The sequence below is a fragment of the Lactobacillus sp. ESL0228 genome (assembly GCF_003692825.1).
Taxonomy (GTDB): Bacteria; Bacillota; Bacilli; order Lactobacillales; family Lactobacillaceae; genus Lactobacillus.
Genome location: NZ_REHJ01000008.1, coordinates 429,707 through 443,632 on the forward strand (window position 1 = coordinate 429,707; position 13,926 = coordinate 443,632).

General features: G+C 37.2%; 11 protein-coding genes. 2 read left to right on the forward strand and 9 right to left on the reverse strand.

The window, feature by feature from the left end:
- Positions 1–230: 230 nt before the first annotated feature.
- The 6 genes from carB to F5ESL0228_RS05610 all read right to left on the reverse strand — a co-directional run bounded on the left by carB (position 231) and on the right by F5ESL0228_RS05610 (position 8,527).
- Positions 231–3,413 (reverse strand): carbamoyl-phosphate synthase large subunit, encoded by a 3,183-nt coding sequence (carB, locus tag F5ESL0228_RS05585; RefSeq protein ID WP_122023125.1) that lies wholly within the window; start codon positions 3,411–3,413, stop codon positions 231–233.
- A complete protein-coding gene (carA, locus tag F5ESL0228_RS05590; RefSeq protein WP_122023126.1) occupies positions 3,406–4,491 on the reverse strand; it encodes a glutamine-hydrolyzing carbamoyl-phosphate synthase small subunit in 1,086 nt (361 codons plus the stop codon). The genes carB and carA overlap by 8 nt, the downstream gene beginning before the upstream one ends.
- Complete coding sequence (locus F5ESL0228_RS05595; RefSeq protein WP_122023127.1) at positions 4,492–5,766, reverse strand: dihydroorotase; 1,275 nt, start codon at positions 5,764–5,766, stop codon at positions 4,492–4,494.
- Complete coding sequence (locus F5ESL0228_RS05600; RefSeq protein WP_122023128.1) at positions 5,766–6,722, reverse strand: aspartate carbamoyltransferase catalytic subunit; 957 nt, start codon at positions 6,720–6,722, stop codon at positions 5,766–5,768. Before F5ESL0228_RS05600 ends, F5ESL0228_RS05595 begins: the two co-directional genes overlap by 1 nt.
- A 168-nt stretch (positions 6,723–6,890) precedes the next feature.
- Positions 6,891–7,430, reverse strand: coding sequence for a bifunctional pyr operon transcriptional regulator/uracil phosphoribosyltransferase PyrR (gene pyrR / locus F5ESL0228_RS05605; RefSeq protein WP_122018491.1), 540 nt, complete (start codon positions 7,428–7,430; stop codon positions 6,891–6,893).
- A 173-nt stretch (positions 7,431–7,603) separates the two neighbouring features.
- Positions 7,604–8,527: a dihydroorotate dehydrogenase gene (locus tag F5ESL0228_RS05610; protein WP_122023129.1), complete on the reverse strand. Its 924-nt coding sequence runs from the start codon at positions 8,525–8,527 to the stop codon at positions 7,604–7,606.
- 242 nt (positions 8,528–8,769) lie between these two features.
- Here F5ESL0228_RS05610 and pyrF point away from each other — a divergent pair, with 242 nt between their 5' ends.
- Both pyrF and pyrE read left to right on the forward strand, forming a co-directional pair.
- Complete coding sequence (pyrF, locus tag F5ESL0228_RS05615; protein WP_122023130.1) at positions 8,770–9,477, forward strand: orotidine-5'-phosphate decarboxylase; 708 nt, start codon at positions 8,770–8,772, stop codon at positions 9,475–9,477.
- On the forward strand, positions 9,478–10,113 hold the full coding sequence (gene pyrE / locus F5ESL0228_RS05620) for an orotate phosphoribosyltransferase (RefSeq protein WP_122023131.1): 636 nt from the start codon (positions 9,478–9,480) through the stop codon (positions 10,111–10,113).
- A 109-nt stretch (positions 10,114–10,222) separates the two neighbouring features.
- Here the strand turns inward: pyrE and glnA are convergent, their stop codons facing one another.
- The 3 genes from glnA to miaA all read right to left on the reverse strand — a co-directional run bounded on the left by glnA (position 10,223) and on the right by miaA (position 13,892).
- Positions 10,223–11,560, reverse strand: coding sequence for a type I glutamate--ammonia ligase (glnA, locus tag F5ESL0228_RS05625; protein WP_122023132.1), 1,338 nt, complete (start codon positions 11,558–11,560; stop codon positions 10,223–10,225).
- A 177-nt stretch (positions 11,561–11,737) separates the two neighbouring features.
- Positions 11,738–12,979, reverse strand: a complete 1,242-nt coding sequence (locus tag F5ESL0228_RS05630; RefSeq protein ID WP_122023133.1) for a methionine gamma-lyase family protein — start codon at positions 12,977–12,979, stop codon at positions 11,738–11,740.
- Positions 12,972–13,892 (reverse strand): tRNA (adenosine(37)-N6)-dimethylallyltransferase MiaA, encoded by a 921-nt coding sequence (gene miaA, locus F5ESL0228_RS05635; RefSeq protein ID WP_122023134.1) that lies wholly within the window; start codon positions 13,890–13,892, stop codon positions 12,972–12,974. Before miaA ends, F5ESL0228_RS05630 begins: the two co-directional genes overlap by 8 nt.
- Positions 13,893–13,926 lie beyond the last annotated feature (34 nt).

Consider the following 13,926-nt stretch of genomic DNA (forward strand, 5'->3'; position numbering starts at 1 on the left):
TAGTAATTACTATTTAAGTATTTGATATACTTGACTTTGAGTAGAAAAAATACTAGCTCCGATCAAGTATCGCAAACTAGTCCTAAATTAAAGTTTAAAAATCTGGCTTAATTTTAGGGTTTACAGCTAAGCTACAGATCATTTATGTAAAAGTTATTTTAATTAGCGCTCATTTAAAAAATGCTTTAAATATAATTCTTAACTTAGGAATAATATTTAAAGCATTTATTTTAAATTAAACTAGCAGTCAAGAAAGAACGATTCTCTAATGCAATAAGTAGTGCGCGCGCTGTATCAAGACTAGTAATTAACGGAATGTTCTGATTAATTGCGGCTTGCCGAATTACAAAACCATCAGAATTTTGACCAAGATCATGACCCATTGTATTAATAACCAAGTCAATTTTGCCATTTCTAAACTCTGTTAAAATATTATTTTCTTGTTTAGAATAAAGCTTGCTTACCTCAGTTACATGTAGACCATGTTTTCTTAAAAAAGTTGCTGTTCCACTGGTTGCAAAAATCCGATAACCAATCTCTGCAAAATTTTGCGCAATTGGCAAAATCGTTTCTTTGTCACGATTTTCAATCGTTAATAAAACATTCCCGCTAGCTGGAATTTGCATATTAGCACCAGCAAATGCTTTATAAAGTGCCTTGGGAAAACTAAGATCGCTACCCATCACTTCTCCCGTAGATTTCATTTCGGGACCAAGATAACTATCAACATTTGCCAACTTACTAAAAGAAAAGACCGGTGCTTTGACGCTAATCCTTTCGGGTTCAGCAGCTAAGCCGTCAGCATATCCCTGTTCTTGTAAACTTTCCCCCATAATTACCCGGGTTGCAACTTGTGCCATTTCAATGCCAGTAACCTTACTTAAAAATGGCACCGTTCGACTAGCGCGTGGATTAACTTCGATAATATAAATTTCACCATCACGCTCAATCAGTTGCAAATTCATAATTCCATGACAATTAAGTTTTAAAGCCAATTTTTTAGTTACTTGAGCAATTTTTTGTTTAATTTTTGGTGAAAAAGTTTGGGCTGGGTAAACTGCCATCGAATCTCCTGAGTGAACACCAGCATGTTCAATATGCTCCATAATACCCGGAATCAGCACATGATGTCCATCACAAATTGCATCAACATCACACTCACGTCCGTCAAGATAGTCATCAACTAAAATTGGGTGACTAGCAGCAATATCAACGTGATTTTGCAAATAATCTTCTAATTCATTAGGAGTATAAACAATTTCCATTGCTCTTCCTCCCAAAACATAGCTTGGTCGAACCAATACTGGATAACCTAACTGTTCTGCTGCTTGCATCACACCTTCATGAGTGGTTGCGGTTATTCCTTGGGGTTGCTTTAACTGCAATTCTTTAACAGCTTTATCAAATAGTTCGCGGTCTTCTGCACGGTTCAAATTGGCGACGCTAGTTCCCAATATCTTAACACCATTTTTTTCAAGTCCTGCAGCTAAATTAATTGCTGTCTGCCCACCAAACTGAATAATTACCCCTTCAGGCTGCTCTAAGTCGCAGACATTCAAAACATCTTCCAAGGTCAAAGGCTCAAAATAAAGTTTGTCTGAAATTGAAAAATCGGTTGATACCGTCTCAGGATTAGAATTAATAACAATCGCTTCATAACCCATTTTCTGTAATGCTTTAACACAATGTACGGTGGCATAATCAAATTCAATCCCTTGACCAATACGAATTGGTCCTGAGCCGATAACTAAAACTGCTTTTTTATTCACTTTTTGACTTTCATTTTCCGAATCATAGGTCGAATAAAAATATGGCGTTTGCGAAGCAAATTCTGCAGCACATGTATCGACCATTTTATAAACAGGAATAAGATGGTTATTGTAGCGCATTTGACGAATACTAGTTTCATCCTTGTGCCAAAGTTTAGCAATAGTTTGATCAGTAAAGCCATATTTTTTAGCAATTTTAAGTGTATCAAAGTCATTGGGATGAGCTTGAATCGTGTGTTCCAACTCAACAATATGCTTGACAATATCAAGAAAATAAAAGTTAATTTTAGTTAATTCATGAATATCACTTATTGAATAACCACGTCTAAAGGCTTCAGCTAAATAAAAGAGACGATCATCTTGTGCTTTCACCAGCTTTTTTTCTAATTCCTCATCAGTTGCATGATGAGCAGCTTGAGAATAAAAATCTTTTTGATCAATTTCTAAAGAACGGACCGCTTTTTGAAAGGCTTCCTCTGCTGTTCTACCAATTGCCATTACCTCGCCTGTTGCCTTCATTTGGGTGCCTAAAGTCCGATTAGCCTTGGTAAATTTATCAAACGGCCAACGTGGAATTTTGCAAACCACGTAATCAAGTGCTGGCTCAAATTCGGCAAAAGTTGTTCCCGTTACTGGATTTTTGATTTCATCTAAAGTCATCCCCACAGCAATTTTAGCTGCCATTTTGGCAATTGGATAGCCCGTTGCTTTAGACGCTAAAGCCGATGAACGCGAAACACGCGGGTTAACCTCAATCACATCGTATGCAAAACTATTAGGGTCCAAAGCAAGCTGAACATTACAACCTCCCTCTATTTTCAAGGCTCTAATTAGCCGTAAAGCACAATCTCGAAGTAATTGGTACTCCTTATCTGATAAGGTTTGTGATGGTGAAAAAACAATCGAATCTCCGGTATGAATTCCTACGGGATCAAAATTTTCCATACAACAAACAATCATCGCATTGTCATCATGATCGCGCATCACCTCAAACTCAACTTCTTTATAACCAGCTATTGAGCGTTCGATCAAACATTCACCAACTGGTGATAATTCTAAACCGTTCTTTGCAACCCGGGCTAATTCAGTCGCATTATTGCAAATTCCGCCACCCGTGCCGCCCATTGTAAAAGCTGGACGAACGATAATCGGATAACCACATTTTTTGCCAAAAGCTAGCGCTTCGGTTACTGTTTTGACACTTTTAGATGGTGGTACAGGTTCACCTAGTTTTTGACAAAGTTCCTTGAACTTCTCCCGATCTTCAGCTTGTTCAATTGAGTCTAGTTTTGTTCCTAAAAGTTCGATCTTTAATTCGTCTAAAATACCACTTTCAGCTAAGGACAGTGCCATATTCAAGCCCACCTGACCACCAAGTGTTGGCAAAATCGCATCAGGATACTCCTTACGAATAATTCGTGAAACTGAGTCAAGCGTTAAAGGTTCAAGATATACTTTATCCGCAATTGTTGTATCTGTCATAATAGTAGCCGGATTTGAATTAACCAATACTACTTGATAACCCTCTTCACGAAGTGCCAAACAAGCTTGTGTACCTGAATAATCAAACTCAGCAGCTTGACCGATAATGATTGGTCCTGAGCCAATTACCATAATTTTTTTGATATCTGTTCTTTTAGGCATGACGTTCTTGTTCCTTTCTTTGGTCAATTATCTGCATGAAGTAGTCAAAAATTCCGTCTTCATCATGTGGTCCCGGTGTGGCATCTGGGTGAAACTGCACCGAAAAAGCGGGATACTTTTTATGTTGCAGGCCTTCAATTGTGCCATCATTAACTTCAAGATGAGTTACTAATAATTGTTGCGGATCAATTGAGTCGCTTTTAACTGCATAACCATGATTTTGGGAAGTAAAACCGATATTCCCAGTAGCAATTTCGCGTACGGCATGATTAAAGCCGCGATGGCCAAATTTCATCTTATAGGTTTGAGCACCATTTGCTAAAGCAAAAATTTGGTGTCCCAGACAAATCCCCATTAACGGTACATGACGCTCAAGCTTTTTAACTGTTTTAACTGTCTCAAGCATTTCTTGCGGGTCACCTGGACCATTTGATAGGAGTACCCCATCTGGATGTAATGATAAAATTTTCTCTGCTGATACTGTGTAGGGAACAACAATACAATTGCAATCACGCTTACTTAGCTCACGTAAGATACTATTCTTCAGACCAAAATCAAGCACTACAATATTTCGCTTTGATCCCGGAACTGGGAATGATTTTGATGTAGATACTTTTTTAACTACATTTTTAGTCGGATTTAGTGTTTTCAACTCCTGGATAACTTGCATAAAATCACGTTTACCATTACATATTCGGCCACGCATAGTCCCATATTTGCGTAATTTCTTAACTAATTCGCGAGTATCAATTCCAGCAATCCCCGGAATATTCAAGTCGGACAAAAAATCAGGAAGTGTGGTTTGCATACGCCAATTATCTGGTCGGCGAGCAATTTGATGACAAATTACCCCTTTGATTCCCGGTTCAAGTGATTCATAATCAGCTAATGTAATACCATAATTACCAATTAATGGGTTAGTAAAAACCAAAAGTTGATTGGCATATGATTGATCAGTAATCGCTTCCTGATAACCAGTCATTCCTGTTGTAAAAACAACTTCACCTTGATTCTCTTGCTGACCGCCAAAAGCAGTTCCTTTATAAACACTGCCGTCTTCTAGTATTAAATATCTCATTTATCTGCCTTTCTTTTGGTAAATAATCTGGCCATCAACCATCGTTATCCTGGTTTCACCATAAACTTTTTGACCACTAAAGGGTGTGTTTTTTCCTTTAGAAAAATAATCTTGCTCAGTCATAACCGTTGGGGTTTTTAAGTCAAAAATAGCCAAATCAGCTGGTTGATCAATAGCAATTTTTCCAGCTGTATTAATACCAAAAGTTTGCGCGGGCTTTGTCGACATCCAGCTAAGTAATTGTTCTAGTGAAAAAATTTTAGTTTTAACAAAATGTGTGTATAACTGACTAAATGCAGTTTCACTACCAGTGATACCAAAAGCTGCCTGAGCAAACCCACCCTTTTTATCAACAACAGTATGTGGTGCATGGTCTGTTGCAATGAAGTCAATTGTGCCATCCAATAATCCTTCAATTAAGGCTTGTTGATCTTCGCAAGCTCTTAGTGGTGGATTCATTTTAAAATTACTATCATTTTGTGTAATGTCATTTTCGTTCAGCAACAAATGATGTGGTGTCACTTCACACGTAACATTTATTCCGTGTGCTTTTGCTATCCTAATAAGTTCAACGCTAGTTTTAGTAGATACATGACAAACATGATAATGTACCCCTGTTTTTTGTGCTAATAATAAGTCACGAGCTATCTGCGTAGTTTCTGCTAATTCATTTATTGCTTTTACTTTAAACTCCTGTACTTTAGGTCCCTGATTAATTACCCCGCAATTAAATAAGGAATCATCTTGCGCGTGTTCAGCAATAATCATATTATTTTCTTGCGCTTTTTTCATCGCTATATACATTGTTTGTGCATTTTGAACGCCGTGTCCGTCATTACTTAAAGCAAAGCACCCGGCTTGTTTCAAATTGGCATAATCAGGAATTTCTGAAGTCGTTTGATTAACCGTAATTGGTCCGTATTGTAAAATATGAACTTGACCATTTTGCTTATTATTTTTTATCATCCGAGCCATCAAATTAGCAGTATTAGGGACAGGCATTACATTAGGCATTGCACATACAGTGGTAAAGCCGCCATGGGCCGCTGCTAAAGAACCCGTTCGAACATTTTCTTTAGCTGTTTGCCCAGGATCACGATAATGAACATGCACATCAACTAATCCGGGACTAACCAAGTAATTATCAGCGTCAATTTCACTATTAGCTACCAAGTTACTTCCTATCTCTTTAATTATTCCCTTTTCAATTAACAAATCGCCTTTTTTTATACTGCCGTTAGTATAAATAAGACCATTTTTAATTACTGTTTCCATTATGAAAGGCCTCCCAATTTACGTCCGCGTAAAACGGCTTCAATCATCGCCATTCTCATGAAAACACCATTTTGCATTTGCCGGTAAAACATACTTTTAGGAGCCTCAACTAATTCACTGGCTAATTCAACACCTCGATTAATTGGACCAGGATGCATAATAATTGCATTTGCTTTTAGATTATTATAGCGATGTTGTGTAATACCAAATTGTTCATGATATTTTACGGCATTAAATGTCTGTTCATTTGGATCCCCAGTATGACGTTCATGTTGTACACGCAAGAGCATCATTACGTCCACTTGATCGACTAATTGATCAAGCTCTTTATACTCACCATATTGATCAAATTCGTGATCATACCAATAACTTGGCCCCGAAAAATAGACTTTGGCACCTAAACGAGTCAGCAGTTCCATATCACTTTTAGCAACTCGAGAATTTGTAATATCGCCCACAATTGCTACTTTCAAGTTTTTAAAATCACCAAAATGTTCATGAATCGTCATCACATCGAGCATACATTGTGACGGATGTTGCCCACTTCCATCCCCACCATTAATTATTCCCATTTTAAGATTTTGGTCAGTTTGAAGCTGAATTATTTTTTTATAATATTCGTTTTCCGGATGACGAATAACTTCAAGGTTTATTCCTAAAGCCTCCATTGTTAATGAAGTGTCGTAAAGTGTTTCTCCTTTTTTAGTTGAACTATGTGCTGAATCAAACGGTATTACCGTCAAACCCATTTTTCGTTCAGCCATTTCAAAACTAGTGCGTGTTCTACTAGAATTTTCAAGAAAAATATTGGTTACATAAACTGGTTGAGTTAGCCTAGGCTGCGCCCCACCATTTTTAAAATATTCAGCTCTTTCAATTAATGCCTCAACTTCACTTATCCCAAGGCTCTCAACATTGACAAAATGTGTCAAAGTGACTAAATTTGTTTGTTTCATTATAATTTCTCTTTCTTTGATAAAAAAATAAACCTAAAGCAACTTTAGCTTCAGGTTTATCATCAGGGAATTTTTTATTTGGCAAAATAGTTATAGCCGCTCACAAAAAAACTCAAACCCTTCTGACCCTCTCTGAAGTCAATTAAATGGCTGAATTAAAATATTTATTTATGACATTGGTTTTAACTCGACACTATCTTGATGATCTATTTCTTCAACGTTAACGGCAACTTGCTCATGAGACGACGTAGGAATATTCTTACCGACAAAATCGGCCCGAATTGGAAGTTCACGATGCCCCCTATCAACTAAAACAGCCACTGCAATCGAACTAGGCCTTCCTAAGTCCATTAATGCATCCATTGCTGCCCGGATTGTTCGACCAGTAAAAATAACATCATCAACTAAAATTACATTTTTATCATTTACATCCACATCAACGGTTGTGGAATTAACTACTGGATCCTGTTTCAGTGATGCATCATGACGATCATCACGGTAAAGGGTAATATCCAATTGACCCAAAGGAACATCAACGCCCTCAAGCTTTTCAATCCGATCATGTATTCGCTTTGCTAAATATATGCCTCTAGTTTTAATTCCAACCAAGACCAAATTCTCGGTTCCCTTGTTACGTTCAATAATCTCATAAGTAAGTCGCGTTAAAGCACGCTTCATCATAAGTGCATCCCAAATAATTTTTGCCATTTTTTCTCCTTTTTATTTATCTATGAAAAAGCACCTAAATCTACAGGAGACTAGGTGCTTGCTCTAAAAGTTATCACTTAATAAGCTTGCCTTGTTAGCCTCACGGGACTAATTTTAAGGACGATTTTCTCTTTTAAATATAGGGGTTGCCAATAAAATTGTCAACTATTAACTTAATTAAATTTAACTTGACCAACTAAGTCATTGATATTGGTAATACCTAAGTCAGTTAGCACTGTTGGTAATTGTTGAATCACTTCGGGGCACACAAATGGATTATGAAAATGTGCACTACCAATTTCTACTGCATTAGCCCCTGCTAACATAAATTCAACAACATCTTGAGCAGTTTCAATTCCGCCAATTCCAATAATTGGTAAATCAGTTACCTGACGTACTTGATTAACTAAGTATAATGCAATTGGCTTGATACTTGCTCCAGAATAGCCGCCCACGTTATTGCCTAAGACTGGTCGCCGTGTTTGCAAATCAATCCTCATTCCCATAATTGTATTAATTAATGTAAGACCATCAGCTCCGCCACTTTCCGCAGCACACGCGATTTCCTGAATACTGGTTACATTCGGCGTTAATTTAATATAAATTGGAATATCAACAATTGATTTAATAGAACGCGTCATCTTTTCAACAACTGCTGAATTAACTCCAAAAGTCATCCCGCCATGCTTGACATTGGGGCAAGAAAAATTGATTTCTAATGCATCAACAAAACCAGAAGCACTTAATTTTTGGGCTACTTCTAAATAACCCTCCTCACTCTCACCACCAACGCTTGCAATTACAGGTAGATCTGGATATTGTCGTTTGAGGTTAGGTAATTTTTCTTTTACAACCTCGTCAACACCAGGATTAGTCAAGCCAACCGAATTTAAAACCCCATTCTCTAACACAGAAATTTGTGGTTGAGGGTTGCCCTTTCGGGCATGCGGAGTTGTTGTTTTGATTACCACGCCACCAAGTTGATTTAAGTCAAACTTTTTTGCTATTGATGTATCACCAAATCCAAAGGTTCCGCTAGCTGGCATGATAGGATTTTTTAGAGTTAATCCCGGTAAGTTAACACTTATTTTTGTCATTTTTGCCTCCAAAATGTATGCTCACAGACATTACAATTATTTTGAAGTCAATTCTACACTTTTTTTAAATTTTGAAAAGGTTAAAAATTGGTTGTAATTTGTTGAAGAAGGTGGTAAGCTCAATTAAATTACTTTAAACGGTACAGTGAGACCGCAAGTTCAATATTGACTAAACTAAAATAAATGAAAAAGTCTATTTTGATGCGCTTAGTACCCAAATAGGCTTTTTTTGGAGGGTTTTAATGGAAAAAGCAGTTTTTGTTGCCTTAGACTTTGATACGGAAGATGAGTTAACTAAAATTTTGACGCAACTAGGTGCCCCAAATGAAACTTATTTAAAAATTGGGATGGAACTCTTTTATCATGCAGGTGACAGCTTAGTTAAACAATTAGTTAAACAAGGTTACCACATTTTTTTGGATCTTAAATTACATGACATTCCCAATACAGTCTACGCTGCAGCCAAACAACTTGCACAGCTGGGTGTTTTCTGCATAACGGTTCATGCTTTAGGCGGAAGTGAAATGATTTCAGCTGCCAAAAAAGGCTTAATTGCTGGCACCCCGGAGCATTTGAAAATACCCAAGCTATTAGCAGTAACTGAACTAACTTCAATATCAAATGAAATTTTAGCAAATGAACAAAATTGCAATTTGGCAATGGCTGATCAAGTACTTAGTTTGGCACAAACTGCCAAAAATGCTGGTGCCGATGGAGTCATCTGTTCACCCTTGGAAGTAGAAAAATTAAGGAAAGTTATTGGCGACAGCTTTTTATATGTTACTCCCGGAATCCGCTTGGCAAATAACCAGGCTGGCGATCAAAAACGAATTGCGACTCCTAAAAAAGCACTAAAGTTTGGTTCAAGCGCAATTGTTGTTGGGAGGCCAATTACACAAGCGGCAAATCCTAAAAAAATATATCAAACTATTAAGAAGGAGTTTAGTTAAATGAATCAAGAAAAAATCATTACTCAATTAGTTGAACAAAAAATCATTACTATTTCACCCAATAAGCCATATACTTATGCTAGTGGAATGTTATCTCCGATTTATACAGATTTGCGTCTCACGGTGTCTTACCCAGAGTTACGTGACGCAATTGCTGATGGTCTTGCCAACTTAATTAAGGAAAAATATCCTAACGTTTCTATTATTGGTGGAGTTGCAACAGCTGGTATCCCTCATGCTTCTTGGGTAGCAGCTAAACTGAAATTGCCAATGATCTATGTTCGGCCTAAGCCAAAAGATCACGGTAAAGGCAGACAAATTGAAGGTTTATTTAGTTCAGATGATGAAATTGTTTTAATTGATGACTTAATAACAACTGGGGGGTCTGTTCTAAATGCAGTTCAAGCTACGCAAAGTGAGGGTGGAAAAGTGGTCGGTGTCGCATCAATCTTTACCTATTATCTTAAAGACACCAAGGAGAATTTTGCTAAGGCCAAAGTTGACTTTAGTCCATTGTTAACTTACCCCAACTTATTGCAAAAAGAAAAAGAATTAAACTATATTACTCCTGAGCAATATGAAGCTCTTAAGACATGGCATGAAGATCCTTGGAAATGGGGAGAAAAATTTCAATAGCTTACTAGGCAGGTTTATCCTGCTTTTTTTGTTAGAAGAATAACAAAAGACTCTTTATCAAACCTATCATTAGGTATTGCTAAAGAGTCTTTTTCAATTTAAATTTTATTTAATAACCCATATATCTATTTCTTTCCCAAGCGGAAACAGTCTGTGTATATTGTGACCATTCTAATTCCTTTGAACTAATGAAACTTTGAGTTAAATGTTCACCTAAAGAATCCTGAATCAACTGATCTTTCTTAAAAGCTTTCAATGCATTATGCAATGTTGAAGGAAGTGGTTTAATTCCAAGCTTATTACGCTCTTCTTCACTCATTTCAAATAAGTTGCAATCAATTGGATCCATTGGCATCTTTTCTTCTTTGATACCGGCAAGACCGGCAGTTAAGCAAGCTGCTAATAATAAATATGGATTGGCAGTTGGATCAGCTGAACGCATTTCTAAACGTGTGTTTACTTCTTCAGCAGAGGGCACCCGAACCATTGGAGAGCGGTTCTTAGATGCCCATGAAATATATACAGGTGCCTCAAAGCCAGGAATTAATCGCTTGTATGAATTGACGGTTGGATTACCCACGGCAGTGATTGCTCGAGCATGCTCTAAAATACCATTTAAGAAATACAACGCTGTATCTGACAAGTGGTATTGATTTGATTGATCATAAAAAGCATTTTTAAAACCTCTGAATAAGGACATATTGGTATGCATTCCATTACCAGCCTGTCCCTGCAATGGCTTTGCCATGAAAGTTGCATACAAGCCATGTTTCTTTGCAATTTCTCTGACAATCATCTTAAACATCTGCACCCGATCAGCCGTTGTTAAGGCATCATCAAACTTAAAATCAATTTCTTGCTGACCATCACCAACTTCATGGTGAGCAGCCTCAACTTCAAAGCCGATACTTTCGAGTGTTTCAACAATATCCCGTCGGCAACTTGCACTTTCATCGTTTGAAGTTAAATCAAAGTAAGAGGCATGGTCTGGAACCTCAGTTGTCCAGTTGCCATCTTCATCAAGTTTAAGTAAGTGAAATTCTGCTTCAAATCCTATATCAAAGGCAGAGAATCCCATTTCTTTCATTTGTTTAATAACCCGTTTCAAATTATTGCGCGGATCACCATCGAATGCCTGCCCATCAGTCATATGAACCGAACAAATCAAGGAACCAATTTTCCCCCCTTGACTATCTGTCCAAGGTAAAACTGACCAAGTTGAAAAGTCGGGATAAAGAACCATATCACTTTCTTCTAATCGAACAAAACCATCAATTGAAGAGCCATCGAAACGAATATCATTACTTAATACCTTTTCGAGTTGACTATTTGGAACCTCAACTGCCTTAAGTGTACCATTAATGTCTGTAAAAGCTAACCGTAAAAAGCGTATATCGTTATCAACGACACTTTTTCTAATATCATCTGCTGAAAATTTTTCTGTCATACTGCTCCACCTATAAAAATACATTTCACCATCTATTGGTATAGTCTAACTGATCATTTGTAATCCAGCTAGATCTGAATAAAGATTAGCAAATCGCTAAATAATTGTCAATTGGTCTATTCAGTTTTTATAATACTTTACTAAAGCTTTAGTTTTAATAAAGTTTAATTTTACTGTTTAAAAATATAAATCATTTACTGCATTGGTAATCGCCAGCTTGACGTGTGCATAGGTAAGACCGCCCTGCATGTAAATTGCATATGGTGGACGAATTGGACCATCACCTGAAAATTCAATACTTGCACCCTCTATAAAAGAACCATCGGCCATAATTACTTGATCTTCATACCCAGCATCATTACTTGGCACCGGATCAACAAAAGAGTTAATCGGCGAGTTTGCTTGAAGAGCTTTCGCAAACCTAACCATTTTTTCTTGATTATGGAAAATTACAGCTTGAATTAAATCTGTCCGTTCATCATTCCATTTTGGTGTTACTTCTGCACCCATCCACTCTAACAACGCGGAGGAATATATTGCACCTTTAATCGCATTTCCTGTTACACTAGGCGCAACGAATAAACCTTCAAAATAATCTAGATTATTATTTAAACTTGCACCTTCTTCACGGCCAATTCCTCCAGCTGTTAGCCTAACTGCAGTATTTTCAATTAGCTCATGCTTTCCAACCACATATCCACCAACTTTAGCGAAGCCACCACCTGCATTTTTAATAAGTGATCCCGCCATAATATCAGCTCCATACTCAGTTGGTTCATGTTTCTCAGAAAATTCACCATAACAATTATCAACAAAAATAATACTGTTAGGACTAGTCTCCCGAATTAATTCGATCATCGATTTAATTTTATCAACTGTGAAACTTTGGCGAGTATCATAACCACGAGAACGTTGAATTACGACCATTTTAGGTTGATGATTTGTTAATAATTTTCTAGCTATGTCAAAGTCAACCTCACCATTTTTAAGATCAACATGAGAAAATTTAATACCATAAGATTTTAAGCTGCCACGACCATCACCAGCAATACCAATTACTTGTTGCATGGTATCGTATGGCATCCCTGTTAAATAAATTAGTTCGTCTCCAGGAAGAAGATTTCCGGCCATTGCAGTTGCTAACGTGTGCGTACCAGAAACAAACTGGGATCGAACCAAAGCATCTTCCGTATGAAAAATTTCAGCATACATTCGATCAAGCTTATCACGGCCGCTATCATCGGAGCCATAACCTGTACTGCCAATCAAATCAGCTTCGGCAACAGAATTTTTTTTGAAAGCATGTAAAACTTTATTTTGATTATAAAGAATATTATTGTCAATTTTCGCTAATTGTGGCGCAATTTGTACATCAATTTCATCTACAATTGTTTGTAACTCTGGTGACCAATTATTCATCTAACCATTCCTCGACTTTCTGTTCTATCTCTATTATACAATGCGAATCACTCAAAGGGTCAAACCACGTAACCGGTAATTGATGACGCAAATACGTCAATTGACGTTTAGCGTAATGTCGCGAGGCGGTTTTTAAATTTGTCACACACTCTTGCAAGGTCTTTTTATGGTCAAAATATGGGAAAAACTCCTTATAACCAATTGCTTGCAAAACCTGATATTCCCGATCACGGTTCTGATAAATAAACTTTGCTTCCTGCAACAATCCTTGCTTCATCATTTGATCAACTCTTAAATCAATTCGGCGATATATTTCTTCACGTTCAGCATTTAATCCAATAATTAAATAATCATAGCGAGGGGGAATTTTCTCCTGCTGCTCGGAAAATTTTTTTCCAGTTCGTTCAATAACGCTCAATGCACGCAAAACTCGCCTCGAATTATTAACGGGAATTTTGCTGGCAGCTACTGGATCTTGCTGCTTCAACTGATGCCATAGTTTTTCTGGCCCTTTTTGTTCAAAAAAATTCTGCCATTTAGTTGTTATCGCTTGCCCTTGATCATCTTGTTCGCCTAATTGCAGCTGGTTTAATAGTGCATTAACATAAAAGCCAGTACCACCTACAAGTAAAGGTAATTTGCCCCTTTTTGCAATTAACTCTACTGCATTTTTCGCTTGACGCACAAAGTCTGCAACTGAATATGGCGCAAATACAGACTGTGTATCTACTAAATAATGTTTTGCCACTTGACGTTCGCTGTCCGTGGCCTTAGCTGTTCCTACCTCAACTTCACGATAAATTTGCATCGAATCTCCGGAGATGATTTCTGCATTCAATTTTTGCGCCAACGCAATCGCTAAACTTGTTTTGCCAATTGCGGTTGGACCAACGACTGCTACTACTTTTTGCATCTTTTTTTCCTTGCTATTTTTTATTATATAGAAA